The organism is Pseudomonas sp. Pmew2 (assembly GCF_058129885.1).
Map to the genome: position 1 here is coordinate 2631774 of NZ_CM176702.1, position 25005 is coordinate 2656778.

The window sequence follows — 25005 nt, forward strand, 5'->3', positions numbered from 1 at the left end:
CCCTCGATGTGGTTTCGGTCTACGCAAGACAAGGTAAAGAAATAACATGGGCAGCATGCATCCCGTACAGGTTATCGCGGTGACCGGTGGCAAAGGTGGCGTCGGTAAGACTAACGTGTCAGTGAATCTTTCACTGGCCCTTGCCGAGCTTGGCCGTCGTGTCATGCTGCTGGACGCCGATCTGGGTCTGGCCAATGTCGACGTTCTGCTTGGGCTGACGCCTAAACGTACACTTGCCGATGTGATAGAGGGCCGTTGCGAGTTGCGCGACGTTCTGTTGCAGGGGCCGGGTGGGGTGCGTATCGTGCCTGCCGCCTCTGGCACCCAGAGCATGGTGCATCTGTCCCCGGCCCAGCATGCGGGTCTGATCCAGGCGTTCAGCGAGATTGGCGACAACCTTGATGTGCTGGTGATTGACACGGCTGCCGGTATCGGCGAATCGGTGGTCAGCTTCGTGCGCGCCGCTCAGGAAGTGTTGCTGGTGGTGTGCGACGAGCCCACGTCGATCACCGATGCCTACGCCCTGATCAAACTGCTCAACCGCGACTACGGCATGAACCGCTTCCGTGTGCTGGCCAACATGGCGCAGAGCCCGCAGGAAGGGCGCAACCTGTTCGCCAAACTCACCAAAGTGACGGACCGTTTTCTTGATGTCGCGCTGCAGTATGTAGGTGCCGTGCCGTACGACGAGTGCGTGCGCAAGGCCGTACAGAAACAGCGCGCCGTCTACGAAGCATTCCCGCGATCCAAATGTGCGCTGGCGTTCAAGGCCATTGCCCAGAAGGTTGATACCTGGCCGCTGCCAGCCAACCCGCGGGGTCATCTCGAGTTCTTCGTTGAGCGACTCGTTCACCAGACCAGTGCAGGGCCTGTGCAATGACTGCGAGCGGCTACCAGATGTACAGCAAGGCTTCCCGTAATTCGCAATACGAGTTGATCGAGCGTTATGCGCCATTGGTCAAGCGTATCGCTTATCATCTGCTGGCGCGCTTGCCGGCCAGCGTGCAGGTCGAGGATCTGATCCAGGCTGGCATGATCGGTCTGCTTGAAGTCTCCACCAAATATGATTCAACCAAAGGTGCGAGTTTCGAGACCTACGCCGGCATTCGCATTCGTGGTGCGATGCTGGATGAAGTGCGCAAGGGCGACTGGGCACCACGCTCAGTGCACCGCAATACCCGAATGGTCAGTGACGCAATTCGTGCAATTGAAGCTAAAACCGGCCGTGACGCTAAAGATCACGAGGTTGCGGCCGAACTCCAGTTGAGTCTTGATGATTATTACGGGATTTTGAATGACACCTTGGGCAGCCGCCTCTTCAGTTTCGACGACCTGCTTCAGGACGGCGATCACGAAGGGCTGCATGAGGATGGCGCAAGCGGTTCGCTTGAGCCGTCGCGCGACCTGGAAGACGAGCGCTTCCAGGCAGCGTTGGCCGATGCAATTGCCAATTTGCCAGAGCGTGAGCGTCTGGTGTTGGCGCTGTACTACGACGAAGAGCTGAACCTCAAGGAAATCGGAGAGGTTCTTGGGGTCAGCGAATCTCGGGTCAGTCAGTTACACAGCCAGTGCGCAGCTCGTTTGCGGGGGCGTTTGGGGGAGTGGCGAGCGCGTTGACGGCAGTGCGCGACGTTTGTCGTGCGTTGTCTGCATGCCGGCTGTGCAAAGCGTTACGTGGTAGCAGGATAGACGAGGCAAGGGCCTGTCGGGCAATGTCTCGATGGGCTTTAGTCGCAGTCTTGACTGTCGTTGTGCCAAGCCCGTCGTCGTTTCGTATAGCTGGGGGTGTGCTGTGCCAGTATTGAGTGAACAGCGTGTTCAGGTGCTGAACGCGTTAAAGACTGCTTGGAGGTCGAATTGGACAAGAACATGAAAATCCTCATCGTTGATGACTTCTCAACGATGCGGCGGATCATCAAGAATCTGTTGCGTGATCTGGGATTTACCAACACATCTGAAGCGGATGACGGTCTGACCGCATTGCCGATGCTGCAGAGCGGTGCCTTTGACTTTCTGGTGACGGACTGGAACATGCCTGGCATGACCGGTATCGACTTGTTGCGTCAGGTCCGTGCGGACGAGCGTCTCAAGAGCCTTCCTGTACTGATGGTTACTGCCGAAGCGAAGCGTGAGCAGATCATTGAAGCTGCCCAGGCCGGGGTGAACGGTTATGTAGTCAAGCCATTCACGGCTCAAGCGCTTAAAGAGAAGATCGAAAAGATCTTTGAACGCGTCAATAGCTGATGCATGCCGCGAGGGCGCTATGGATAACAATGATTCGATGGCCGACTTTGAGTCGACCTTAAAGAGACACGCGCAGGAACTCGTCACCAGCCTTGAAAAGGGCCGCTTCGGTGACGCTGTGCAGCTGATCCATGAACTCAACCAGACACGCGACCGCGGCCTTTATCAGGAAGTGGGCAAGCTGACTCGTGAGCTGCACAGTGCAATCGTCAACTTTCATATTGATCCGCACATGCCTCAAGCCGAGGAAGTGTCGCAGATCACCGACGCGACCGAACGCCTGTCGTATGTGGTGAGGCTGACCGAGAATGCGGCCAACCGCACTATGGACCTGGTCGAGGAAAGCACACCGCTCATGAGCGGTCTGAGCTCCGATGCCAAGGCATTGAGTGACGACTGGGGGCGTTTCATGCGCCGCGAAATCGGTGCTGAAGAATTCCGTGAGCTGGCCAAGCGGGTCGATGGTTTTCTGACGCGCACCGAGCAGGAGGCAGATAGGGTTTCCGGGCATCTCAACGATATTTTGCTTGCCCAGGATTACCAGGACCTTACGGGGCAGGTTATCAAGCGCGTGACGCAATTGGTTACGGAAGTCGAGAGCAATCTGCTCAAACTGGTGCTCATGGCCAGCCATGTCGATCGCTTCGCAGGCATCGAACATGACGAAGAATCCATCCTTGCTGAAAAAGATCCTAAAAAACATCTCGCCAAGGGTGAAGGTCCGCAGATTCATGCCGATAAACGTGAAGACGTCGTATCCGGACAGGATGATGTAGACGATCTGCTATCGAGCCTCGGCTTCTAAGATCTGTTGACGGTTAATTTTAGGGAGCACCCCATGAGCTTCGGCGCCGATGAAGAAATCCTTCAGGATTTTCTGGTAGAGGCCGGCGAAATTCTGGAGCAGTTGTCAGAGCAATTGGTCGAGCTGGAAAGCCGACCGGATGATGCTGATCTGCTCAATGCAATTTTTCGCGGTTTTCACACTGTAAAAGGGGGCGCCGGCTTCCTCCAGCTCCATGAGCTGGTGGAGTGCTGCCACATCGCCGAAAACGTGTTCGACATTCTTCGCAAGGGTGAGCGTCGCGTTGATTCCGAACTGATGGATGTGGTCCTGGAAGCTCTGGACACCGTCAACAGCATGTTCGGTCAGGTACGTGAACGGACTGACGTAACTGCGGCGACGCCAGAACTGCTGGCTGCGCTTTCGCGACTGGCCGAGCCACAATCTGCCGACGAAGTCGCAGCGCCCGAGCCCGAGCCGGTGGTTGAAGCCGAGGCTCCGGCTCCGGTTGCCGAGCAAGCGGCCAGCGATGACATTACCGATGATGAGTTCGAGCAACTGCTCGATTCGCTGCACGGCACCAGTCCGGTGTCTGCGGCACCATCAGCGGCACCTGCGGTTGCGCCAGCTCGCGATGAAATTACCGATCAGGAATTTGAATCCCTGCTTGATCAGTTGCATGGCAAGGGCAAGTTTGCGGCCGATGCTGTAGCCGCTCCAGCCCCGGCACCTGCTGCACAGAGCAAGGGTGCAGCGCCTGCCGGCGATGAAATCACCGACGACGAATTCGAAGCCTTGCTTGATCAACTGCATGGCAAGGGCTCGTTTGACGGTGCCATAGCCGCTACGGCTGCTGCTGCACCTGCACCTGCACCTGCACCTGCGGCCGTTGCTGCCAAGGCACCCTCTGCTGCAGCGGCATCGGACGAAATTACCGATCACGAATTTGAAAGCCTGCTCGACGAACTGCATGGCAAAGGCAAGTTCGAGCCTGATGCGGTCGTTGCCAAGGCACCTGCTCCGGCAACTGCCATAGCTGCTGCTCCGCCACCGGCTGCCAAGCCTGCTGCGGCGCCTGCACCTGCGGCAAAGGCCGAGCCCGCCAAGCCTGCTCCAGCACCTGCACGCGCTCCTGCGCCCACTGGTGAAAAGCCGGTTGCGACTGAAGCCGAAACCACGGTTCGTGTGGATACCGCCCGACTGGACGAGATCATGAACATGGTCGGCGAGCTGGTGCTGGTACGTAACCGCCTGGTGCGTCTGGGTCTCAACAGCGGCGATGAAGCCATGTCCAAGGCGGTTTCGAACCTGGATGTGGTCACTGCCGACCTGCAGACCGCGGTCATGAAGACCCGTATGCAGCCGATCAAGAAAGTCTTTGGTCGCTTCCCGCGTCTGGTACGTGACCTGGCTCGCCAGCTCAAGAAAGAGATCAATCTGGAACTGGTCGGCGAAGAAACCGACCTCGACAAGAACCTCGTAGAGGCGCTTGCCGACCCGCTGGTCCACTTGGTGCGCAACGCGGTCGACCACGGTATCGAAACGCCGGAAGAACGCGAAGCCTCGGGCAAGTCCCGCGGCGGCAAGGTAATTCTTTCGGCAGAGCAGGAAGGCGACCATATCCTGCTGTCGATTTCCGATGACGGCAAGGGTATGGACCCCAACGTGTTGCGCTCGATTGCGGTCAAACGTGGTGTCATGGACAAGGATGCAGCCGATCGGTTGAGCGACACCGATTGCTACAACCTGATCTTTGCACCGGGCTTCTCGACCAAGACCGAGATTTCCGATGTGTCAGGTCGCGGTGTGGGCATGGACGTGGTTAAAACCAAGATCTCCCAGCTCAACGGCTCGATCAACATCTACTCGACCAAGGGCCAGGGTTCCAAGATTGTCATCAAGGTCCCGTTGACCCTGGCGATCATGCCGACCCTGATGGTGATGCTGGGCAACCAGGCTTTTGCCTTCCCGTTGGTCAACGTCAACGAAATCTTCCACCTGAACCTGTCCACTACCAACGTGGTTGACGGTCAGGAAGTGGTGATCGTACGTGACAAAGCCTTGCCGCTGTTCTATCTCAAGCGCTGGCTGGTCAGTTCGGCGGCTCATGAAGAGCAGCGAGAAGGGCACGTCGTGATCCTGACGGTCGGCACCCAGCGCATCGGCTTCGTTGTCGATCAACTGGTCGGCCAGGAAGAAGTGGTTATCAAACCGCTGGGCAAGATGCTGCAAGGTACGCCAGGCATGTCGGGCGCCACCATCACCGGTGACGGTCGCATCGCCTTGATTCTCGATGTACCCAGCATGCTCAAGCGTTACGCCGCACGGCGTATCTGAACCCGGGGGTGCGGGCAGCCTGGCTGCCTGCAACACCTATTGGAGTGTTTATGGCAGTCAAGGTCCTGGTGGTGGATGATTCCGGTTTTTTCCGCCGCCGTGTTACGGAAATTCTTTCTTCGGACCCCAACATTGTAGTGGTTGGCACCGCCACCAACGGCAAGGAAGCGATTGAGCAGGCGCTGGCGCTCAAACCTGATGTCATCACCATGGACTACGAAATGCCGATGATGGATGGCATTACGGCAGTTCGTCATATCATGCAGCGTATCCCCACCCCGGTATTGATGTTCTCGTCGCTGACGCACGAAGGTGCGCGCGTGACGCTGGATGCTCTGGACGCCGGTGCCGTGGATTTCCTGCCCAAGAATTTCGAAGATATCTCGCGCAACCCGCAGAAGGTCAAACAACTGCTGTGCGAGAAAATCAACAGCATTTCGCGCAGTAACCGCCGTTCAAGCGGGTTTGGTGCGGCCAGCGCTGCATCGGCGGCTGCACCGGCAGCGCCGACGTCGTCCAGCCGTGCACCTGCGCCCACCACCGCGCCAGCCCGTGCCGTGCCGACGCGCACTGCAGCGCCTGCCACGGCCCCTGCGGCTCATGCTCACCATGCTCCGGCACACCCGACCACCTCAGGCACGCCCAAGCGCAAGGCATACAAACTGGTGGCCATCGGCACCTCAACCGGTGGCCCGGTTGCGTTGCAACGTGTACTTACCCAGTTGCCAGCCAGCTTCCCGGCACCGCTGGTGCTGATTCAACACATGCCTGCGGCCTTCACCAAGGCCTTTGCCGAGCGTCTCGACAAGCTGTGCAAGATCAGCGTCAAGGAAGCAGAGGACGGCGACGTTCTGCGCCCTGGTCTGGCGTTGCTGGCACCGGGCGGCAAGCAGATGATGGTGGATGCGCGCGGTACGGTGAAGATTCTGCCGGGTGACGAGCGCCTGAATTACAAACCTTGTGTAGATATCACCTTTGGCTCTGCCGCCAAGTCCTACGGTGACAAGGTGCTGTCGGTGGTATTGACCGGCATGGGTGCCGATGGCCGTGAGGGCGCGCGCCTGCTCAAGCAGGCGGGCAGTACCGTATGGGCGCAGGACGAAGCGAGCTGCGTCATTTACGGCATGCCGATGGCAATCGTCAAGGCTGAGCTTGCAGATGCGATCTACAGTCTGGATGACATAGGTCGCCACCTGGTAGAGGCCTGTCTCTGATGGATGTACTCAGTCTTATCGGCCTGATCCTGGCGTTTGTCGCGATCATTGGCGGCAACTTTCTTGAAGGCGGACACCTCGGTGCGTTGCTCAATGGCCCGGCAGCCCTGATTGTACTGGGCGGCACACTGGGTGCGTCGCTGTTGCAGTCACCGATGAGCGCGTTCATGCGTGCCATGAAAATCATCCGCTGGATCATTTTCCCGCCTCGTATCGATCTGCCCGGCGGTGTCGACCGGGTGATCGGCTGGAGCATGACCGCCCGCAAGGAAGGCTTGCTCGGTCTGGAAACGGTCGCCGATTCCGAACCTGACAGTTATGCCCGCAAAGGCTTGCAACTGTTGGTCGATGGCGCCGAGCCTGCAGCGATCCGGAGCATTCTTGAAGTGGATTTCATCACTCAGGAAACCCGCGATATTCAGGCTGCCAAGGTATTCGAAAGCATGGGCGGCTATGCGCCGACCGTGGGCATCATCGGTGCGGTAATGGGGCTGATTCACGTCATGGGTAACCTGGCCGACCCGAGCCAACTGGGCAGTGGGATTGCGGTGGCTTTTGTTGCCACCATTTATGGCGTTGCAATGGCCAACCTGATTCTGTTGCCGGTGGCCAACAAGCTTAAAGGCATTGCCCACCGTCAGTCGCGTTACCGCGAAATGCTGCTTGAAGGCTTGCTGTCCATCGCCGAAGGTGAAAACCCGCGCTCCATCGAACTCAAGCTGCAAGGCTTCATGGAGTAACAGCGCATGGCTCGCCGACGTCAGGCCGAAGAACACGAAAATCATGAGCGCTGGCTGGTGTCGTATGCCGACTTCATTACCCTGCTGTTCGCCTTTTTCGTGGTGATGTACTCGATTTCCTCGGTCAATGAAGGCAAATACAAAATTCTGTCCCAGGCACTGGTTGGCGTATTCAACGATACCGAGCGCACTATGAAACCGATCCCTATTGGTGAGCAGCGCCCGGTCTCGATAAAGCCCGCCGAGCCGCTGGTCAAGGACAGCGAACAGACCGATGCCGGAATTGGCCAGGCTTCTGATGATCCGCTGCAGACCATCGCTCAGGATGTTCGCGATGCGTTCGGCGACCTGATCAAGTCCGATCAGATGACGGTGCGCGGCAACGAGTTATGGATCGAGATCGAACTCAACTCCAGCCTGTTGTTCGTCAGCGGCGACGCCATACCCAGCGACAAGGCTTTCACGATCATTGAAAAGGTTTCCGGAATCGTCAAACGCTTCGACAATCCCATACACGTTGAAGGCTTCACTGACGATCAGCCGATCAGCACTGCGCAGTTTCCGACCAACTGGGAACTGTCTTCGGCTCGATCTGCCAGCATTGTGCGCATGCTGGCGATGGACGGTGTCAATCCCGCGCGACTGGCCTCTGTGGGCTACGGTGAGTTTCAACCGATCGCGCCCAATACCACTGCCGCCGGACGTGCCAAGAACCGCCGCGTAGTGCTGGTCATCTCGCGAAATCTGGATGTGCGTCGCAGCCTGACCAGTTCAGGGTCGGCCAATGTGCAACCGGATGCTGCACTGAGGCGTGCTGGCACACAAACTGCACCGGTGCCAGCAAAGCCGCCGGTACGTGCGAACGCCGTCAATTCTCCGTCACCTGCCCCCTAACATCGTATCGGTATGGTCGTTGCTGTACGCAAGGAAAAACATCAATGAGAGTCTGGGCAGTAGCCAACCAGAAAGGTGGAGTCGGAAAGACCACCACGACCATCGCCCTGGCCGGCCTGCTGGCCGATGCGGGCAAGCGTGTGGTCGTGGTCGATCTGGACCCCCACGGCTCCATGACCAGCTATTTCGGGCATAACCCGGACGAACTGGAACACAGTGCCTTCGATCTGTTTCTCCACAAGGGTGCGGTTCCGGAGGGGCTTCCGGGCCAATTGCTGCTGCCGACCAGTGACCAGCGTATCTCGCTGATACCCTCCAGCACGGCGCTGGCCACACTGGAGCGTCAATCCCCTGGCCAGAGCGGCCTGGGCCTGGTGATCGCTAAAAGTCTGGCGCAGTTGTGGCAGGATTTTGACTATGCGCTGATCGACAGTCCGCCGCTGCTGGGCGTTCTCATGGTCAATGCGCTGGCGGCAAGCCAGCAGTTGGCGATACCGGTACAGACTGAATTTTTGGCCGTGAAAGGCCTGGAGCGTATGGTCAATACCCTGACCATGATCAACCGTTCGCGCAAGGTGCCGTTGCCTTACACCATCGTGCCGACCTTGTTCGACCGTCGTACCCAAGCGTCGATGGGCACATTGAAATTATTGCGCGACAGTTTTCCCGATCATGTCTGGCAAGCCTACGTGCCGGTCGACACGCGGCTGCGCGATGCGAGCCGTCTGGGGCTGACGCCGTCGCAGAATGACAGTAAGAGTCGCGGTGTGATTGCTTATCGGGCATTGCTCAAGCATATGCTCGCCGAGCAGCTCAATGCTCAGGTGGCCTGACGTGAACGTCCATTCTTTCTACACAGTTTGCTCAAGTGATGCCTCAATGCGGCCGATAACTCTATCAGGTTGCACATGCTCCATTTTTTGTTGGGCCCCGGTATGAACCGCCCTGTAGAAGTAGCAACACGACCCAAGCTGGCGTTGCAGTCCTATCTGGACGCATTGCTGTACGACGCGACTGAGGTGCTTGAAGAGCCTGTCAGCAGCATCGATGAATTTCAGGCGGCTGTGCTCGAAGAGCAAGCCTTTGATGCGCGGATGCAAGCGCAGATCAAACCGCTGGCGGTTGCGGTGGCCGCGCCGGCTCCGGTGGCTGTAGCGGTAAAGGTTGAAGCGCCTGCGCCGGTGATTGAAGTCGCTCCGGTGATTGTTGCCGAAGTGGTGAAGGTTGAAGAAGCAGTTTCGACCGTTGAGCTGGTCGAGCCGGTCGCTGAGTTGAGCACACTGGTGACCCAGCGCACGCCGCCGCCGCCTACCAGTGATGGTCGCCCGGCATGGGCCGCCGAGCCGTTCGAATGCCTGTTGTTCGACGTGGCCGGACTGACGCTGGCAGTGCCGCTGGTATGCCTGGGGTCGATTTACCCGCTGGCAGGGCAGGAGCTGACGCCACTGTTCGGTCAACCGGACTGGTTTCTCGGGATCCTGCCTTGCCAGGCGGGCAACCTGAAAGTATTGGATACCGCGCGCTGGATCATGCCTGATCGATACCGCGACGATTTTCGCCAGGGATTGCAGTACGTGATTTCGGTGCAGGGATACGAGTGGGGACTGGCGGTGCATCAAGTCAGCCGTTCGTTGCGTCTTGATCCGAATGAGATCAAATGGCGCACGCAGCGAGGTCAGCGCCCATGGCTGGCGGGCACGGTTATCGAGCACATGTGCGCGTTGCTGGATGTTGCAGAGTTGGCCGAGCTGATAGCCAGTGGCGCGGTCAAGCAGTTGAACAAGTCGAAATAATCATGGGTCGATGCCAGTGGCATCACCTGCAAAGAACACACGTGAGGGGTTGGGGTTATGAATAAGTCGTCTGCACAAGGTTCCGAAGATCCTATCCTGCAATGGGTTACGTTCCGCCTGGACAACGAGTCCTATGGCATCAACGTGATGCAGGTGCAGGAAGTGCTGCGCTACACTGAAATCGCCCCGGTCCCGGGTGCGCCAAGCTACGTACTGGGCATTATCAACCTGCGCGGTAACGTGGTCACCGTGATCGATACCCGTCAGCGCTTTGGTCTGGCTCCGGTTGAAGTCAGCGACAATACGCGTATCGTGATCATCGAAGCCGACAAGCAAGTGGTCGGGATTCTGGTCGATAGCGTGGCTGAAGTGGTTTACTTGCGTCAGTCTGAAGTCGAAACTGCGCCAAACGTGGGTAACGATGAGTCGGCCAAATTCATTCAGGGCGTTTGCAACAAGAACGGCGAACTGTTGATTCTGGTTGAACTGGACAAAATGATGTCCGAAGAAGAGTGGTCCGAACTGGAGAGCATCTGATTGATCTTTGAGGTAGCTGTCTTCTTCCTGGGCATTCTCTGGGTAGTCACCCTGTTTATGTTCCTGGCCCATACCAGGCGTCAGCGCAAGCTCGATGCCGAGCGTGATGAGGCGGCTGCCTTGCGTGATCAGCGGATCAAGGAGTTGGCCAGACGCCTGGACAACTACCAGAACGGCACGGTGCGCATGGGCGAAGCGTTGCACGAGCTGCGTGCCATCGTTGCGCCGTTGCCGGACAAGCTCACTGCACTGGAACAGCGCGATCCCTCCACGCTGTCCTTTGCCCAGGCTGCACGCCTGGTCGGCATGGGTGCCAGCATCGATGAGCTGACCCAGTCCTGCGGCCTGACCCAGGCCGAAGCGCAACTGATGACCAAACTGCACAGCAATACTGCGAGCTAGTTTCTCTTCGGTACACGCCTGCGCTGCCCATTCAAGGTCGGACGCAGAGCGTCCAGAACTGCAACGATAATCTCAACTATCGTGCGACGCTCTGCGTCGAATGCCGTTCTGGACGCTCTGCGTCCGATTTTGAGTATGATTCTCGTGTCAATCACTCTGCATTGGCATGCTCTTCTTAACGCTTGGCGTTGCAAATTTCCGGTGCGGCAGAACATCATGCCTTACCTGTTAATGCTGCCATACAGTGCTTTTTTATCGCGATGGTACTGACGACGCAGAGTGCGACGTAAGTGACGGCTGAGTCCTGGCGCTGATCCGGGGGTAGCCTGGCAGGACGCCAGGCTAGCCGCACCGGGCCATGGATGGCCCGTTGCGGCGACCCCCGGATCAGTGACAGGGCGAAGGAACCCGACGAAGTCGGGCCGGAAACAGGAGCGAGGGGGTTTGGTTACTTTGGCCCGTCAAAGTAACTCGCCGAGGGGCGAAAAGGTGACCTGAGTCGAACCCCAATCCATCTGACATCGCAGAACCACCGTGCAAAGCGGAGCCACGGTCAGCGCCGGTCTTACTGCTCGTCCAGCGCAAACTCGGTCAGACAGAACGTCGGGATCTTCAGGTCGTTAAGACGCTTGGAGCCACCCAGTTCCGGCAGGTCGATGATCGCAGCGGCTTCATGTACCTCGGCGCCCATGCGGCGGATGAGGTTGGCGGCGGCGATCAGCGTGCCTCCCGTCGCGATCAGGTCATCGAACATGATGACTGAGTCACCTTCGCACAGACTGTCGGCATGCACTTCCAGATACGCTTCGCCGTATTCTGTTTGATAGGCCTCGGAGAGTACGTCGGCAGGTAATTTGCCTTGTTTGCGAAACAGCACCAGCGGCTTGTTCAGTTGATACGCCACCACCGAACCAATCAGAAAACCACGCGCGTCCATGACGCCGATATGGCTGAAATCGGCTTCTATATAGCGCTGCACGAAGCTGTCGATTACCTGACGGGTAGCCTTGGGCGACTGAAAGAGGGGAGTGATGTCGCGAAAGACCACGCCCGGCTTGGGAAAGTCTATGACCGGGCGTATCAGGGACTTGAAGTTCGATTGATCGAAAGTCATCAGGGGGATCCATGGCAGGTTTGGCCGATAGTTTAAGCCGACCCGCCACAGATCGCACGTATCAGCTTTGCATTGCGCCGCCCGCCAGCGCGCACAGCTCGATCGGGGCGAGGATATGAATCTCTTTGCCTTCTGCAGCAATCAACTGGTTTTGCTGGAACCGGGTGAATACCCGCGACACCGTCTCGACGGCCAGGCCCAGGTGATTACCGATTTCGTTGCGCGACATGCTCAGACGAAACTTATTGGCCGAGAAACCTCTGGCCCGAAAGCGCGCAGACAGATTGATCAGAAACGTGGCAATACGCTCATCGGCGGTCTTCTTCGACAGCAACAGCATCATTTGCTGATCTTCGCGAATCTCGCGGCTCATGACGCGCATCAACTGGCGACGCAGTTGCGGCAACTGCACCGACAGTTCATCCAGGCGTTCAAATGGTATTTCGCACACTGAAGTGGTTTCCAGTGCCTGCGCCGAGACCGGGTAAGCCTGGGCGTCCATGCCTGACATTCCGACCAGTTCGCTGGGCAGATGAAAGCCGGTGAGTTGTTCTTCGCCGTTGTCACTGATGTTGAAGGTTTTCAGCGCGCCGGAGCGTACTGCATAGACCGACTCGAAGGTATCTCCCTGACGGAATAGAAACTCGCCTTTTTTCAGCGGACGGCCCCGTTTGACGATCTGGTCAAGGCAGTCCATATCTTCCGTGTTCAATGAGAGGGGCAGGCAGAGTGGAGCGAGACTGCAATCCTTGCAGTGAGCCTGGTTTTGAGCGCGCAACTTTACTGGCTCGGACATCACTTAATTCCTTGTGGGAAAACACACATAAGCCGTAAGGGTACCTCACCCTTGCTTGTCGGGGCCAGCCTACAAAGCCTTCTGTACCATCAAGGTTCCAGAGCGGCTGCCGATAAGCCTGTATTCCCTCGGATGAACAAGGATGCCTTGGCATGTCAACGACACTTCCGTTGATCAACAGTATTACGATACGTACTGCGACCTCGCAGATTACGTACAGCAGCCAGGCCAGCGAAAGCAGCGTCGAGACGCCTGCCGGTGAGGCAAAGGGTGTTGAAGTCAATCTGTCGTCAGCAGGCAAGGCTGCCGCTGCGTCGTCTTCCAGAAATGCCGATATCGAGCAGAGCGGCCTGCCGGCTTCCGTGCAGAAGATCCTCAAGGCTATTCGCGAGCTTCAACGCAGGATCGCGGAAACCATGGAGCAGATCCAGAAGGCTCTGAAGGACCCGAGTCTGAGTCCCGAGGAGCGCCGCACCAAGGCCGCGGCGCTACAGACCGTGCTCACCACATTGCAGGCGCAGGTGAGCAATTCCACGGCCGATTTGTCGTCGCTGATGAACAGCCTGAACTCCAGCGACGCCGACAAGACCAAGGCGGGCATGCTGGTTCTGGCCAAAATGTAGAACCAGGCCGCTGCTCATATCACCCGGGAGAACTGCTGCCTGTTCTGCCGGGTCAGGTACGCATCGAAGACCATGCACACAGCACGCACCAGCAACCGGCCTGACGGTTTCACTTCAATTCCCGCGGCGCTCAACGCAATCAGCCCGTCCTCCGCCATGCCAAGCAGTTGTGGCCATGCGTCGCTGAAATAGTCTCTGAAATCGATGGAGAATGCTTTTTCAATCTCGGCGAAATCCAGCATGAAGTGGCAGATCAACTGCTGAATGACTGCGCGTCTTATCCGGTCGTCATCGCTGCACATCAGCCCTCGTCTGGTTGCTGGCTGGTCGCTGTCCAGCAGCCTTTGATAGTCGCTCAGGTCGCTGCTGTTCTGACTGTACAGCTCGCCAATCTGGCTGATGGCCGAGACGCCCAGCCCGATCAGATCACAGTGACCATGCGTGGTGTAGCCCTGAAAATTGCGTTGCAGGGTCAGGTCTTCCTGGGCGATAGCCAGCTCATCGTCGGGCAGGGCGAAATGGTCCATGCCGATGTAGCGATAACCGGCGTTGCCCAGCTGCTCGACGGTGCGCTCGAGCATGAGCAGTTTGCTCCGGGCATCCGGCAGTTCGGCCGTGTCGATGCGCCGCTGCGGCATGAAGCGTTCCGGCAGGTGGGCGTAGTTGAACACAGATAACCGGTCGGGCTGTAATTCGATGATTTCATCCACTGTGCGGCTGAAGGCTTGCGCGGTTTGTCTGGGAAGTCCGTAGATCAGGTCGATATTCACAGAACGAAACTGCAGCGTGCGGGCGGCTTCGACGATGGCGCGGGTTTCCTCCAGGCTTTGCATGCGGTTGATCGCCCGTTGCACGGTCGGGTCCAGGTCCTGCACGCCAAGGCTGACCCGGTTGAAACCCAGCTCGCGCAGCAGGCCCATGGTCGACCAGTCCGCTTCGCGAGGGTCAATCTCGATGCCATAGTCGCCGGAGTCATCTTCCAGCAAATTGAAATGCGCGCGCAGCTGCGCCATGAACCGACGCAGTTCAGCATGACTCAGGAAGGTCGGCGTGCCGCCGCCCAGGTGCAGTTGCTCCACTACCTGACCGGGTGCCAGGTGGCAGGCGAGCATCTGTATTTCGTGTTCGAGCCGCTGCAGGTAAGCCTGGGCGCGTCCGCGGTCCTTGGTGATGACCTTATTGCAGGCACAGTAGTAACAAATGTTCGCGCAGAAGGGCAGATGCACATAGAGCGACAGCGGGCGCAACGCCTTGCGGCTTTCCCGCAGAGCATGCAGCAGTTCAAATGCGCCTATTTGTGTGTGAAGTTGCACTGCTGTCGGATAGGACGTATAGCGCGGTCCTGCCACATCATAGCGATGGATCAGGTCTGAATCCCAACGAATGGCGTCAAGCATGCGCACGTTTCCCGGTCAGGCTGGCGATGTCGCGAGCATACGCAGGCGCTCAAGGGCGGGCGTTGACGTGGATCAAGCGGTGTGAGCTGCCCGGCCTCAGTGCCGCATCAGCCAATGCTGATGCGGCCCCGGCAAGGTCCAGAGGCCAAACACGATCACCAGCAACCCTCCGGCCATGCGAATACCTCGTTTGCGCAGCAGGACAGTAGTGCGCTCGGCGGCAAGTCCGGTGGCCAGCAGAACGGGCCAGGTGCCCAGCCCGAAGGCCAGCATCAGCAAGGCGCTATGGAGAGGATTGCCCTGGCTGGCGGCCCAGAGCAGGGCGCTGTAAACCAGCCCGCAGGGCAGCCAGCCCCACAGCGCGCCGAGCAACAAGGCGCGGGGCAGGCTGGACACCGGCAGCAAGCGACTGGCCAGCGGTTGCAGGTATCGCCACAGTCCTCGGCCCAGGCGCTCGATATGCGTCAGCCCGCTCCACCAGCCAGCCAGATACAGCCCCATCACGATCAGCAACACTGCGGCGATGACCCGCATACCCGTTGCCAGCGGACTTTGCGCGACTGCCCAGCCGACCAGCCCGGAACCCAGGCCGGCAATCGTGTAACTGAGAATGCGCCCAAAGTTATATGCCAGCAGCAGCCGGAATCGACGGCTGCGCTGTTCCTTGGGAATGGCCAGTGTCAGCGCTCCCATGAGGCCGCCACACATCCCCAGGCAATGGCCGCCGCCCAGCAGCCCGAGAATGAACGCCGAGAGCAGCGTCGAAGCAAGTTCAAACATCGTGTTTCTCGTCAGCGCCAGGCCGTTGCTGTTCTGGCCGGGCATGATCCACTGACGGCGGATCATCGAACAATATGCTGTGCGCCGGGCCTTCCATATCGTCGTACTGGCCGCTGTCCACCGCCCAGAAGAACACGTAGATCGCGACACCCACCAGCAGCAGCGCAGCAGGGATCATGATGTAAAGCGCGGGCATGAAACCTCCGGGGCAGGTTGTGACGTCAGGGCGCGGCGCGGCATGCGGGTCAGGCGCAAGGCGTTGAGCACTACGGTCAATGAACTGAGCGACATGCCGATGGCCGCCCATACCGGGGTGATCCAGCCCAGTGCCGCGAATGGCAGCATGAGGCCATTGTACAGGCTGGCCCAGAGCAGATTTTCGATAATGACCCTGCGCGTACGTCGGGCCAGATTCAGTGCGTCGATCAGCACCGGCAAACGGTTGCACAGCAGCACGGCGTCAGCGCTGGTTTTTGCAAGGTCGGTGGCCGAGCCCATTGCCACACTGATGTCGGCAGCGGCCATGACCGGGACGTCATTCACCCCGTCACCGATCATCAGCACCTTGCGTCCCTGAGCCTGAAGTTGCCGCAGCACCTCCAGCTTGTCGTCCGGGTGCATACCGCCACGCGCTTCGTCTATCCCCAGCGCCTGCGCGACACTGGCGACCATCGGTGAGCTGTCTCCGGACAGCAGCAGCGTTTTCCAGCCTCGTGCCTTGCAGGCTTGTAACAAGGTGCCGGCATCGTCGCGCAGTCGATCGTCGAGTACCAGCCAGGCCAGCGGCCCTTGCGCATCGCCCAGCAATAGCCACTGGCCGGACTCATCAGTGATCACCGGCGGTTCAGTGCCGCTCGGCGCACAGACGAACGGCGCCTGGCCGATGCGCAGCAGTTTCCCGTCAACACGTCCTTCCAGCCCTAGCCCCGGTGTGCTGTGCACCTCTTCGGCGGCCCTTGACGCTCGACCAAAGGCGCGGGCAATAGGGTGCTCGGAACGGTTTTCCAGCGCCGCCGCCAGCTCAAGACAGCGGCTGGCGTCCAGTTCGCGTAGCGGGTGAATGCTGCGCAGCGCCAGATGTCCCTCGGTCAGGGTGCCGGTCTTGTCGAAGATGACTGTGTCGATCTGATTCAGGCCCTCCAGTACATGACCTCGGGTCAGCAACAGACCAAGCTTGTGCAGCGTGCCGGTGGCTGCTGTCAACGCGGTCGGTGTCGCCAACGACAGCGCGCAGGGGCAGGTGGCAACGAGCATTGCCAGGACAATCCAGAATGCACGGGATGCGTCGATTTGCCACCAGACAACGCCGATCAGCGCCGCCGCCATCAGCGAAAACAGTAGAAAGGTCTGTGCAGCCCGGTCGGCGATCTGCGCGAGACGAGGCTTCTGCGCCTGGGCGCGCTCGAGCAGGCGGACAATGGCCGAAAGACGGGTTTCCTGACCCAGCGCCGACACGGCAATGGTCAGCGGACTCTCGACATTCAACGTTCCTGCGGTGACCGCATCGCCCGCGCTGCGCACTTGTGGCAGGTACTCGCCGGTCAGCAGTGACTCATCGATACTGGAATGACCTTCGAGGATCCTGCCGTCAGCCGGGATCACCGCACCGGGGCGCACCAATATACGATCGGTCAAACGCAGTTCGCTGAGCATGATGCGCTGGCTCTGGCCATCGTCACCAAGGCGCAGGCATGAGGCAGGCAGCAGGTTGACCAGCTGCGCCGTGGCTGCCGCTGTGCGCTCGCGGGCGCGGCGCTCCAGGTAGCGTCCGGCCAGCAGGAATAATGCAAACATGCCTACCGCATCGAAATACAATTCGCCAGCGCCGGTGACCGCAGTCCAGATGCCGGCGACATAAGCCGCGCCTATTGCCAGCGACACCGAGACGTCCATCGTCAGTTGACGGCTGCGCAGGTCGCGCAACGCACCGCGGAAGAACGGTGCGCAACTGTAAAACACGATCGGAGTGGTCAGAAACAGCGCCACCCAGCGCAGGATGGTGTGCATCTGCGGGCTGAGGTCGATGTTGAACTCCGGCCAGGTGGCCATGGTTGCCATCATTGCCTGAAACCACAGCAGGCCAGCGACGCCCAGTTGCCGCAACGCCAGACGGTTTTCACTTGCCAGACGTTCGGCGGCGCGATCGGCCTGCCAGGGGTGAGCGACATAACCAATTGCGTGCAGCTCGCTCAGCAGTTGACTGAGGGCAAGCTGGTCGCCGCGCCAGCGTACGTGCAGGCGATGGGTGGAGAGGTTCATGCGCGCTTCGGCCACTGCGGGCAAGCGGCTCAGGCGCTTTTCGATCAACCAGCCGCAGGCTGCGCAACTGATGCCCTCGACAAGCAAAGTGGCTTCTGACAAATCGCCTTCGTGGCGTACGAACGGCGCCTGTACTTCAGGGCGGTCGTAGAGTGCCAGTTCATCGATCAATTGCGTGGGCAGGCTTTCCGGGTTGGCCGAGGCCTCGCTACGATGGCGGTAATAGCTTTCCAGGCCGCTGGCGACTATGGCCTCGGCCACCGCCTGACAGCCGGGGCAGCACAGCTCCCGGGGTTCACCGAGCACAACCGCCGTGAAACGGCTGCCGGCCGGCACGGGCAGGTCGCAGTGGTAACAGCGCATTGGAGTGGCGCGGGGCAACGTCGCCATGTTCAGTCTTTCCGGCGTTGCGCGGCTTGCAGGGGTTCGTCGCCCAGGGTCAGGTCAGCAGCGTCGACCTGCTCTTCTTCGAACAGACGCCAGGTCTGGTCGCCTTCGACACCCAGCAGTTCCACAAAGCGCCGACCCTCGACCCGGTCTTGCAACTGCCCGATGTAACGGCCCGGTTCAGACGGGCTGCGGGTCAGGAACACACGGCGATCACTGGCAGGGCGCGTCGGCGAAATAAGGTTCAACTCCAGACGCTCCGGGTTGCTGTTGCCGCTCAGGCGCAGCTCGACTTCGCCGGTCAACTCGTCCAGATGTACACGGGCGTGCAGTTTGAGGTTTTGCGCAAGCACTTCCCGATTCAGCGAGCGATTGATGCCTTTGCCGGCCTCGTAGTAATTATCGGTAACCAGCGGGTCAGGGTTGGTGACTGCAATGAACACCATCGACAGGCTCAACGTCACCGAGCAGGTCAGAATGGCGATGATGATCCATGGCCAGAGGTGCCTGTACCAAGGGCTTGCAGCAGTCGCAACGGGCATGACGGTGCTCTTAACGAAGAGGTGGGCCGATGAAACGGCTTTTGGTGTCGACATGTGTGTCGCTGTCGATGTCCTTGAGGGTAAAGGTGACTTCATTGCTGTGTGCCGGGAGCTTTTCGGGCGCGCTGGAGAGCTCCACCGGCAGGCTGACGATCTCGCCTGCCGGGACGTTTATTTCCCGACGGCCCTGCAGTTTCAGGTCGGGCAGGCCGCTGGCCTCCAGCACATAGTCGTGATCCACCTGATCCTTGTTCATCACTTTCACGGTGTAGACGTTTTCGATACGGCCTTCGGCGTTTTCCCGAAAAAGCATACGGTCCTTGCTGACCTCCAGACCCACCAGCCCACGCATGCAGAAGGCCGCGATCAGCAGCCCGATCATCAGCAACAGAACCAGTGCATAACCGATCAGGCGCGGGCGCAAGGTGCGGGTGCGCTGCCCGGACAGATTGTGTTCGGTGGTGTAGCGAATCAGGCCGCGAGGGTAGTCCATCTTGTCCATGACTGTATCGCAGGCATCGACGCACGCCGCACAGCTGATGCATTCCACCTGCAGGCCGTCACGAATGTCGATGCCGGTCGGGCAGACCTGCACGCACATCATGCAGTCGATGCAGTCACCCAGCCCCAGTGCCTGAGGATCAGCCTCCTTCTTGCGCGGGCCTCGGGCTTCGCCACGATTCTGGTCGTAGGAGATGATCAGCGTGTCCTTGTCGAACATCACGCTCTGGAACCGCGCGTAGGGGCACATATAGATGCACACCTGCTCGCGCAGCCAGCCTGCATTGAGGTAAGTGGCCAGGGTGAAGAAGCCGACCCAGAAATACGCCCAGCCATCCGCTTCGCCCGTGAACAGATCAATGCACAAGTCGCGAATGGGAGAGAAGTAACCCACGAAGGTCATGCCCGTGGCAAAGCCGATCAGCAGCCACAGGCTGTGCTTGGCGAGCTTGCGCGCCAGTTTGCCGGTGCTCATCGGGGCATGGTCAAGCCTGATGCGCTGGTTGCGGTCACCCTCGGTGACTTTCTCGCACCACATGAACATCCAGGTCCAGACGCTTTGCGGGCAGGTGTAGCCGCACCATACCCGTCCGGCATAGACCGTGATGAAGAACAGCCCGAAGGCTGCAACGATCAGAATGCCGGACAACAGGATGAAATCCTGCGGCCAGAACGTCGCGCCGAAGATGTAGAACTTGCGTTGCGGCAGGTCCCACCAGACCGCCTGGTGCCCACCTTTATTGAGCCAGACCGTGCCAAAAAAGATAAGCAGCAACACGGCACCGCCCAACATGCGCACATTGCGAAACAGACCTTTGAACGCGCGGGTGTGGATTTTCTCGCGCGAGGCATAGAGGTCGATGAATTCGCCGCTTTTTTCGGATGGCGGTGTGATGTCGTGTACTGGAATCTGGTTGCTCATTGATGGGTCCAGCGGCGGTGGAGTAGCCCGGGCCGATACAGGTCAGGCAGGTTTACATCCGCGTTCAACGTGACGCACGTGAGTAAACGGCCGCTTCTTCATTCAACTGGCTGACCCAGGGGTTGAGCAGCGCGACCCCGCACGACTGAAAATCGATTGTGTTGCGTGTGACCACAGTCATGCCATGCACCAGCGCAGTAGCCGCGATCAACGCATCGCATTCGCTGCGCGGGTCGGGAACATGCAGTTGGGCGCAGCGCCTTGCGACCTGAGTATCGACTGTCAGGATACGCCCGGCGAACGCTTTCAATACATGCTGGTCAAGCCACATTCGCAATACTGCACCCTGTGCCGGGTCGCGGCGTTCGATACGCAGGATACCTGTTTCGAGCTCAAGAATCGTGATGGACGAGATGAACAGGCTGGAGGCCATCTGTGTTCGCGACCAGCGAAGCACGTTGGCGTCTGCAGTGCGCTTTCTGAGCTCTGAAACCACGTTGGTGTCGAGCAGGAACATCAGGACAGATCAACCTGTCGCGGGGTGATCACGGCACGCTGAGGCTCGAATTCGATATCGATGTCAGTGGGCATTATCAGCATGTCGGCGATGCTTGCTGCGCTGCCGGTCAGCTTCAGGTAATCCTCGATGCAAAGCAGCACATGGGCCGGGCGACCTCGGTCGGTAATGAACACGGGGCCTTCATTCGCGGCCTTCTTGGCCCCGCTGGTGTCCTGATTGAATTCACGGCTGGAGAGGGTAGTGGTCATGTGCGCGACTTCCAGAATGAGTAGACAGATTATTGTGGTCGTGAAGGAGTCTAGTCATGTAGAGATGTAACTACAACGAATTTGTTCTTTCAGAATGCAACAACCATGCGCTAATCGAGCCGCGTCATCTGGATTCAGGTGGCTTCTCCTGGCGGGACATGCTGTAAACATAGGCAGCCAGAATGTGAACCCGGTCATTGCCTCGCAGTACCTGCTGAGCGGGCATCTGGCCCTGGCGGCCATCGCGAATGGTCTGCTGCAACTGCGCGAAGCTGGAACCGTAGATAAACGCGTTGGGATGCGTCAGGTCCGGCGCGCCGAGAATCGGCATTCCCTTGCCTTCTGGCCCGTGACAGGCAACGCAGAGTGTCGCGAAGGTCTTCTGGCCCGCGACCGGGTCAGCTTTGGCACCTTCGGGCAACTGCCGGGCGTTCAGTTGGTTCAGCACGTAGGCCGACACATCACGCACACCCTGTTCGCCCAGCACTTCGCCCAGGGCGGGCATCACGCCCATGCGCCCGGCCATGATCGACGTCTTGATCGCCTGAGCGTCGCCGCCCCAGCGCCAGTCGGCATCGGTCAGATTGGGAAAGCCGTAGGCGCCTTTCGCGTCAGAGCCGTGGCAGACCGAGCAGTTGGAGGCAAACAGGCGAGCACCGATTTTCAGCGCCTGTGGGTCTTTGGCTACCTCCTCGACGGGCATGGCGGCGTATTTGGCGAACAGCGGGCCATAGCGGGCCTCGGCAACGGCCACTTCCCGTTCCCATTCGTGGACACTGCTCCAGCCTTGCTGGCCGTCGGAGAATTGCACTTTGCTGTCCTTGTCCCGATAGTCGTAACCGGGCAGCAAACCCTTCCAGTTGCCCAAGCCCGGGTACAGGACTAGATACCCCAGCGCAAAAACGATGGTCGCTATGAATAGATAGAACCACCATCTGGGTAGTGGGTTGTCGTACTCCTCAATGCCGTCGAACGCATGGCCGACGGTCTCATCTGTCGGTTCGTCGGGCTGACCTTTGCGCGTGGACAGCAGCAGCCAGAGCATGGCGATGATTGTGCCCAGCGTCAGGACCGCGACGTACAGGCTCCAGAACGTACTCATGGTTGATCTTCCCGTTCAGCCCTGGCGCGCTCGACCCTGCCTATGGCCTCGGGGTCATCTGCGAAAGGCAACAGGGTCGCATCGTCGAAGTGCGCCTTGCGGGCAGGGCTGAACACCCACAGCATCAGGCCGATGAACGCAACCATCACGACCAGTGTGCCAAGGCCTCGAATCATTCCGATGTCCATCATGTTCACCGTTTGCTCTTGATGAGCGTGCCGAGGCCTTGCAGATAGGCCACCAGCGCGTCCATTTCAGTCTTGCCCTGCACGGCGGCGGCCGCACCGGCGATGTCCGCGTCGGTGTACGGGGTGCCAAGGGTACGCAGCACTTGCAGCTTTTTTGCCGTCTGCGTGCTGTCGATCTTTTTCTCGGCCAGAAACGGATAGGCGGGCATGATCGACGTTGGGACCACGTCCCGAGGGTTATTCAGGTGCACACGGTGCCACTCATCCGAGTAGCGACCGCCGATCCTGGCCAGGTCCGGCCCGGTGCGTTTGGAACCCCATAGAAACGGATGGTCCCAGACGCTTTCGCCCGCCACCGAGTAATGCCCGTAGCGTTCGGTTTCGGCGCGTAATGGCCGGATCATCTGTGAGTGGCAGCCTACGCAACCATTGGCGATGAATACATCGCGGCCTTCTACCTCCAGCGCGCTGCGTGGTTTCATGCCTTCGATCGGTTGATTGGTCACATCCTGAAAAAACAGCGGGACGATCTGCGTCAGCCCGCCGATGCTCACGGCAATAACCATAAAGAACGCCAGCAGGCCGATGTTTTTTTCGAGCACATCATGTTTCATCAATGCGCTCCCACGACGGCAATGCGCGCAGCGGCCTCGGCCGCCTGCGGGTCAGAGGCTCGCACTGTACGTATCACGTTGTAGGCCATCAACAGCATGCCGCTGGTGAAGATGGCACCGCCGATGGCGCGCACGATGTAGCCGGAGTGACTGGCCTGCATGGTCTCGATGAAGGAATAGGTCAGCGTGCCGTCGTCGTTCACTGCACGCCACATCAGGCCCTGGGTGATGCCATTGACCCACATCGAGGTGATGTACAGCACAGTACCGACGGTCGCGAGCCAGAAATGCGTGTTGATCAGGCCGACACTGTGCATGTGCGGACGGGCGTAGAGTTTCGGGATCATGTGATAAACCGACCCGATGGTAATCATCGCCACCCAGCCCAATGCCCCGGCATGTACGTGGCCGATGGTCCAGTCGGTGTAGTGCGACAGCGAGTTGACGGTCTTGATTGCCATCATCGGGCCTTCAAAGGTCGACATGCCATAGAACGCCAGCGAGACCACGAGAAAGCGCAGTATCGAATCGGTCCGCAACTTATGCCATGCACCCGACAGTGTCATCATGCCGTTGATCATCCCGCCCCAGCTGGGTACCAGCAGAATGATCGACATGACCATACCCAGCGACTGTGCCCAGTCTGGCAGGGCGGTGTAGTGCAGATGGTGCGGACCGGCCCAGATATACAGGGTGATCAATGCCCAGAAATGCACGATGGACAAACGATACGAGTACACCGGGCGCTCGGCCTGTTTGGGCACGAAGTAATACATCATGCCGAGAAAGCCGGTAGTCAGGAAAAAACCTACGGCATTGTGCCCGTACCACCACTGGATCATGGCGTCGGTCGCTCCGGCGTAGGCCGAATAGGATTTGAACAGGCTGACCGGCAGCGAGATGTGGTTGACGATGTGCAGCATGCCGGTCACCACGATGAATGCGCCGTAAAACCAGTTGGCGACATAGATATGCCGGGTCCGGCGTTTGACGATGGTGCCGAAAAACACCGCAGCGTAGGCGGCCCAGACGATCGCCAGCAGAATGGCCACCGGCCATTCAAGTTCGGCATATTCCTTGGTGGTGGTGTAGCCCATCGGCAGCGTCACGATGGCGCCGACAATCACGGCTTGCCAGCCCCAGAAGGTAAACGCCGCGAGGCCATCGGAAACAAGCCGTGTCTGGCAGGTGCGCTGTACCACGTAATAAGAGGTGGCAAACAGCGCGCAGCCACCGAACGCAAAGATCACCAGGTTGGTGTGCAACGGCCGCAGGCGTCCGAAGGTAGTCCATTCAAGTTCCAGGTTCAGTCCCGGCCAGACCAGCTGCGAAGCGATGAACACTCCCAGGCTCATGCCGATCACGCCCCAGACCACGGTCATGATGGCAAACTGGCGCACCACTGTGTAGTTGTAGGTCGTCGGACTGGTTGTTGTGTTCATTACAGACTTCCACGATTCAGATGTTGACCGCAGACGTAATCGGGCTCGGGCGATGCATCGCTGGAAATGGCATCGAGGCACACGAAAAGGCAGGGGCAGGAACAGACAGGCACATTAGCGAGCGTCAAATGGTTGCAGCAGACGTGTGTCGACGAGTTTAGCTTTGAAAGAAGGGTGTGGGAAGCCGCAGCGCGGAGCGGATAATCTGCGTTGTATTGTCAGCGAGTATTCCGCACCCCGTTGCAGGGTGCGGAGTTCACGCATCGCCGCTGGATTGGAGCAAAGCGGTGGCGACCCTCGCGTACAGACGAGTTGATCAGGACTCGCGCAAAGACTGTCACGCATGTTCAATCGGCGGTTGCATCTGTCATAGCCCAGCAAACTGGCCTGAGCAGGCATATGACTCTGGCGACCGACTCAGCGGTTCTGTTGCAATTGTGCGAGGCCAGTACCGTCAATGAAACCGCCCGGCGGTGTCAGGTTTGGGGCGCTCATCGCCTTGGTACTTTTACCTTGTGCACCTTGGCAGATTAACCGGGCGGACCTGAATGGTGGCTGTCCGGCAGGGCCTGTCGGTGCGTCCACGCGCTCTGCGCTTGCGCGATTCACGCAGGATTCGCGGTTA

General features: G+C 59.1%; 27 protein-coding genes. 13 read left to right on the plus strand and 14 right to left on the minus strand.

Annotated features, from left to right (window positions below; all coding sequences use genetic code 11):
* Nucleotides 1-46: 46 nt before the first annotated feature.
* The 12 genes from fleN (at nt 47) to AC4ANK_RS12035 (ending at nt 10945) form a co-directional block, all read left to right on the plus strand.
* Nucleotides 47-880 (plus strand): flagellar synthesis regulator FleN, encoded by an 834-nt coding sequence (gene fleN, locus AC4ANK_RS11980; RefSeq protein ID WP_003412391.1) that lies wholly within the window; start codon nt 47-49, stop codon nt 878-880.
* Complete coding sequence (gene fliA, locus AC4ANK_RS11985; RefSeq protein WP_002554271.1) at nt 877-1617, plus strand: RNA polymerase sigma factor FliA; 741 nt, start codon at nt 877-879, stop codon at nt 1615-1617. Before fleN ends, fliA begins: the two co-directional genes overlap by 4 nt.
* A gap of 252 nt (nt 1618-1869) precedes the next feature.
* Nucleotides 1870-2244 carry a chemotaxis response regulator CheY gene (locus tag AC4ANK_RS11990; protein WP_011169086.1) on the plus strand — a complete coding sequence of 125 codons (375 nt, stop codon included), beginning with the start codon at nt 1870-1872 and terminating at the stop codon, nt 2242-2244.
* Nucleotides 2245-2263: 19 nt separating this feature from the next.
* Nucleotides 2264-3049 carry a protein phosphatase CheZ gene (locus AC4ANK_RS11995; RefSeq protein ID WP_002554269.1) on the plus strand — a complete coding sequence of 262 codons (786 nt, stop codon included), beginning with the start codon at nt 2264-2266 and terminating at the stop codon, nt 3047-3049.
* A gap of 33 nt (nt 3050-3082) precedes the next feature.
* Nucleotides 3083-5365, plus strand: coding sequence for a chemotaxis protein CheA (locus tag AC4ANK_RS12000; protein WP_002554268.1), 2283 nt, complete (start codon nt 3083-3085; stop codon nt 5363-5365).
* 50 nt (nt 5366-5415) lie between these two features.
* Entirely contained in the window at nt 5416-6579 is a 1164-nt protein-coding gene (locus tag AC4ANK_RS12005; protein WP_002554267.1) for a protein-glutamate methylesterase/protein-glutamine glutaminase, read from the plus strand.
* Entirely contained in the window at nt 6579-7319 is a 741-nt protein-coding gene (locus AC4ANK_RS12010) for a flagellar motor protein (RefSeq protein WP_002554266.1), read from the plus strand. Before AC4ANK_RS12005 ends, AC4ANK_RS12010 begins: the two co-directional genes overlap by 1 nt.
* A gap of 6 nt (nt 7320-7325) precedes the next feature.
* Nucleotides 7326-8213 (plus strand): flagellar motor protein MotD, encoded by an 888-nt coding sequence (motD, locus tag AC4ANK_RS12015; protein ID WP_002554265.1) that lies wholly within the window; start codon nt 7326-7328, stop codon nt 8211-8213.
* Between the two features lie 44 nt (nt 8214-8257).
* Nucleotides 8258-9046 (plus strand): ParA family protein, encoded by a 789-nt coding sequence (locus AC4ANK_RS12020; protein WP_002554264.1) that lies wholly within the window; start codon nt 8258-8260, stop codon nt 9044-9046.
* Nucleotides 9047-9121: 75 nt separating this feature from the next.
* The gene (locus AC4ANK_RS12025; RefSeq protein ID WP_054098526.1) at nt 9122-10006 is read left to right on the plus strand and encodes a chemotaxis protein CheW; all 885 of its coding nucleotides are present in this window, start codon (nt 9122-9124) and stop codon (nt 10004-10006) included.
* Between the two features lie 57 nt (nt 10007-10063).
* Nucleotides 10064-10543: a chemotaxis protein CheW gene (locus AC4ANK_RS12030; RefSeq protein ID WP_002554262.1), complete on the plus strand. Its 480-nt coding sequence runs from the start codon at nt 10064-10066 to the stop codon at nt 10541-10543.
* Nucleotides 10544-10945 carry a DUF2802 domain-containing protein gene (locus AC4ANK_RS12035; protein ID WP_002554261.1) on the plus strand — a complete coding sequence of 134 codons (402 nt, stop codon included), beginning with the start codon at nt 10544-10546 and terminating at the stop codon, nt 10943-10945.
* A gap of 565 nt (nt 10946-11510) precedes the next feature.
* Here AC4ANK_RS12035 and AC4ANK_RS12040 read toward each other — a convergent pair.
* Together AC4ANK_RS12040 and fnr are read right to left on the minus strand one after the other, a co-directional pair.
* Nucleotides 11511-12059, minus strand: a complete 549-nt coding sequence (locus AC4ANK_RS12040) for an adenine phosphoribosyltransferase (RefSeq protein ID WP_002554260.1) — start codon at nt 12057-12059, stop codon at nt 11511-11513.
* Nucleotides 12060-12120: 61 nt separating this feature from the next.
* The gene (fnr, locus tag AC4ANK_RS12045) at nt 12121-12855 is read right to left on the minus strand and encodes a fumarate/nitrate reduction transcriptional regulator Fnr (RefSeq protein WP_002554259.1); all 735 of its coding nucleotides are present in this window, start codon (nt 12853-12855) and stop codon (nt 12121-12123) included.
* 152 nt (nt 12856-13007) lie between these two features.
* Between fnr and AC4ANK_RS12050 the strand changes: the two genes are divergently transcribed.
* Nucleotides 13008-13478, plus strand: coding sequence for a hypothetical protein (locus tag AC4ANK_RS12050; RefSeq protein ID WP_002554258.1), 471 nt, complete (start codon nt 13008-13010; stop codon nt 13476-13478).
* A 14-nt stretch (nt 13479-13492) separates the two neighbouring features.
* Here AC4ANK_RS12050 and hemN read toward each other — a convergent pair whose 3' ends face one another.
* The 12 genes from hemN to ccoN form a co-directional block, all read right to left on the minus strand.
* On the minus strand, nt 13493-14875 hold the full coding sequence (gene hemN / locus AC4ANK_RS12055) for an oxygen-independent coproporphyrinogen III oxidase (RefSeq protein ID WP_002554257.1): 1383 nt from the start codon (nt 14873-14875) through the stop codon (nt 13493-13495).
* Nucleotides 14876-14971: 96 nt separating this feature from the next.
* On the minus strand, nt 14972-15655 hold the full coding sequence (locus AC4ANK_RS12060) for a sulfite exporter TauE/SafE family protein (RefSeq protein ID WP_002554256.1): 684 nt from the start codon (nt 15653-15655) through the stop codon (nt 14972-14974).
* Nucleotides 15648-15851 (minus strand): cbb3-type cytochrome oxidase assembly protein CcoS, encoded by a 204-nt coding sequence (gene ccoS, locus AC4ANK_RS12065; RefSeq protein ID WP_002554255.1) that lies wholly within the window; start codon nt 15849-15851, stop codon nt 15648-15650. Before ccoS ends, AC4ANK_RS12060 begins: the two co-directional genes overlap by 8 nt.
* The gene (locus AC4ANK_RS12070) at nt 15830-18304 is read right to left on the minus strand and encodes a heavy metal translocating P-type ATPase (protein WP_002554254.1); all 2475 of its coding nucleotides are present in this window, start codon (nt 18302-18304) and stop codon (nt 15830-15832) included. Before AC4ANK_RS12070 ends, ccoS begins: the two co-directional genes overlap by 22 nt.
* A 2-nt stretch (nt 18305-18306) precedes the next feature.
* On the minus strand, nt 18307-18843 hold the full coding sequence (locus tag AC4ANK_RS12075) for a FixH family protein (protein ID WP_002554253.1): 537 nt from the start codon (nt 18841-18843) through the stop codon (nt 18307-18309).
* A 10-nt stretch (nt 18844-18853) separates the two neighbouring features.
* Nucleotides 18854-20266 (minus strand): cytochrome c oxidase accessory protein CcoG, encoded by a 1413-nt coding sequence (ccoG, locus tag AC4ANK_RS12080; RefSeq protein WP_031595107.1) that lies wholly within the window; start codon nt 20264-20266, stop codon nt 18854-18856.
* Between the two features lie 64 nt (nt 20267-20330).
* The gene (locus AC4ANK_RS12085) at nt 20331-20783 is read right to left on the minus strand and encodes a type II toxin-antitoxin system VapC family toxin (protein WP_002554251.1); all 453 of its coding nucleotides are present in this window, start codon (nt 20781-20783) and stop codon (nt 20331-20333) included.
* Nucleotides 20783-21034: a type II toxin-antitoxin system prevent-host-death family antitoxin gene (locus AC4ANK_RS12090; RefSeq protein ID WP_002554250.1), complete on the minus strand. Its 252-nt coding sequence runs from the start codon at nt 21032-21034 to the stop codon at nt 20783-20785. Before AC4ANK_RS12090 ends, AC4ANK_RS12085 begins: the two co-directional genes overlap by 1 nt.
* 124 nt (nt 21035-21158) lie before the next feature.
* The gene (ccoP, locus tag AC4ANK_RS12095) at nt 21159-22136 is read right to left on the minus strand and encodes a cytochrome-c oxidase, cbb3-type subunit III (protein ID WP_002554249.1); all 978 of its coding nucleotides are present in this window, start codon (nt 22134-22136) and stop codon (nt 21159-21161) included.
* The gene (locus AC4ANK_RS12100; protein ID WP_002554248.1) at nt 22133-22324 is read right to left on the minus strand and encodes a CcoQ/FixQ family Cbb3-type cytochrome c oxidase assembly chaperone; all 192 of its coding nucleotides are present in this window, start codon (nt 22322-22324) and stop codon (nt 22133-22135) included. Before AC4ANK_RS12100 ends, ccoP begins: the two co-directional genes overlap by 4 nt.
* A gap of 5 nt (nt 22325-22329) precedes the next feature.
* On the minus strand, nt 22330-22938 hold the full coding sequence (gene ccoO, locus AC4ANK_RS12105) for a cytochrome-c oxidase, cbb3-type subunit II (protein ID WP_002554247.1): 609 nt from the start codon (nt 22936-22938) through the stop codon (nt 22330-22332).
* Nucleotides 22938-24380 carry a cytochrome-c oxidase, cbb3-type subunit I gene (gene ccoN, locus AC4ANK_RS12110; protein ID WP_002554246.1) on the minus strand — a complete coding sequence of 481 codons (1443 nt, stop codon included), beginning with the start codon at nt 24378-24380 and terminating at the stop codon, nt 22938-22940. The genes ccoO and ccoN overlap by 1 nt, the downstream gene beginning before the upstream one ends.
* Nucleotides 24381-25005 lie beyond the last annotated feature (625 nt).

Coding starts and splice junctions, on each gene's coding strand:
- fleN (WP_003412391.1), top strand. CDS start 47: ATGGGCAGCATGCATCCCGTACAGGTTATCGCGGTGACCGGTGGCAAA.
- fliA (WP_002554271.1), top strand. CDS start 877: ATGACTGCGAGCGGCTACCAGATGTACAGCAAGGCTTCCCGTAATTCG.
- AC4ANK_RS11990 (WP_011169086.1), top strand. CDS start 1,870: ATGAAAATCCTCATCGTTGATGACTTCTCAACGATGCGGCGGATCATC.
- AC4ANK_RS11995 (WP_002554269.1), top strand. CDS start 2,264: ATGGATAACAATGATTCGATGGCCGACTTTGAGTCGACCTTAAAGAGA.
- AC4ANK_RS12000 (WP_002554268.1), top strand. CDS start 3,083: ATGAGCTTCGGCGCCGATGAAGAAATCCTTCAGGATTTTCTGGTAGAG.
- AC4ANK_RS12005 (WP_002554267.1), top strand. CDS start 5,416: ATGGCAGTCAAGGTCCTGGTGGTGGATGATTCCGGTTTTTTCCGCCGC.
- AC4ANK_RS12010 (WP_002554266.1), top strand. CDS start 6,579: ATGGATGTACTCAGTCTTATCGGCCTGATCCTGGCGTTTGTCGCGATC.
- motD (WP_002554265.1), top strand. CDS start 7,326: ATGGCTCGCCGACGTCAGGCCGAAGAACACGAAAATCATGAGCGCTGG.
- AC4ANK_RS12020 (WP_002554264.1), top strand. CDS start 8,258: ATGAGAGTCTGGGCAGTAGCCAACCAGAAAGGTGGAGTCGGAAAGACC.
- AC4ANK_RS12025 (WP_054098526.1), top strand. CDS start 9,122: ATGCTCCATTTTTTGTTGGGCCCCGGTATGAACCGCCCTGTAGAAGTA.
- AC4ANK_RS12030 (WP_002554262.1), top strand. CDS start 10,064: ATGAATAAGTCGTCTGCACAAGGTTCCGAAGATCCTATCCTGCAATGG.
- AC4ANK_RS12040 (WP_002554260.1), bottom strand. CDS start 12,059: ATGACTTTCGATCAATCGAACTTCAAGTCCCTGATACGCCCGGTCATA.
- fnr (WP_002554259.1), bottom strand. CDS start 12,855: ATGTCCGAGCCAGTAAAGTTGCGCGCTCAAAACCAGGCTCACTGCAAG.
- AC4ANK_RS12050 (WP_002554258.1), top strand. CDS start 13,008: ATGTCAACGACACTTCCGTTGATCAACAGTATTACGATACGTACTGCG.
- hemN (WP_002554257.1), bottom strand. CDS start 14,875: ATGCTTGACGCCATTCGTTGGGATTCAGACCTGATCCATCGCTATGAT.
- AC4ANK_RS12060 (WP_002554256.1), bottom strand. CDS start 15,655: ATGTTTGAACTTGCTTCGACGCTGCTCTCGGCGTTCATTCTCGGGCTG.
- ccoS (WP_002554255.1), bottom strand. CDS start 15,851: ATGCCCGCGCTTTACATCATGATCCCTGCTGCGCTGCTGCTGGTGGGT.
- AC4ANK_RS12070 (WP_002554254.1), bottom strand. CDS start 18,304: ATGGCGACGTTGCCCCGCGCCACTCCAATGCGCTGTTACCACTGCGAC.
- AC4ANK_RS12075 (WP_002554253.1), bottom strand. CDS start 18,843: ATGCCCGTTGCGACTGCTGCAAGCCCTTGGTACAGGCACCTCTGGCCA.
- ccoG (WP_031595107.1), bottom strand. CDS start 20,266: ATGAGCAACCAGATTCCAGTACACGACATCACACCGCCATCCGAAAAA.
- AC4ANK_RS12085 (WP_002554251.1), bottom strand. CDS start 20,783: ATGTTCCTGCTCGACACCAACGTGGTTTCAGAGCTCAGAAAGCGCACT.
- AC4ANK_RS12090 (WP_002554250.1), bottom strand. CDS start 21,034: ATGACCACTACCCTCTCCAGCCGTGAATTCAATCAGGACACCAGCGGG.
- ccoP (WP_002554249.1), bottom strand. CDS start 22,136: ATGAGTACGTTCTGGAGCCTGTACGTCGCGGTCCTGACGCTGGGCACA.
- AC4ANK_RS12100 (WP_002554248.1), bottom strand. CDS start 22,324: ATGGACATCGGAATGATTCGAGGCCTTGGCACACTGGTCGTGATGGTT.
- ccoO (WP_002554247.1), bottom strand. CDS start 22,938: ATGAAACATGATGTGCTCGAAAAAAACATCGGCCTGCTGGCGTTCTTT.
- ccoN (WP_002554246.1), bottom strand. CDS start 24,380: ATGAACACAACAACCAGTCCGACGACCTACAACTACACAGTGGTGCGC.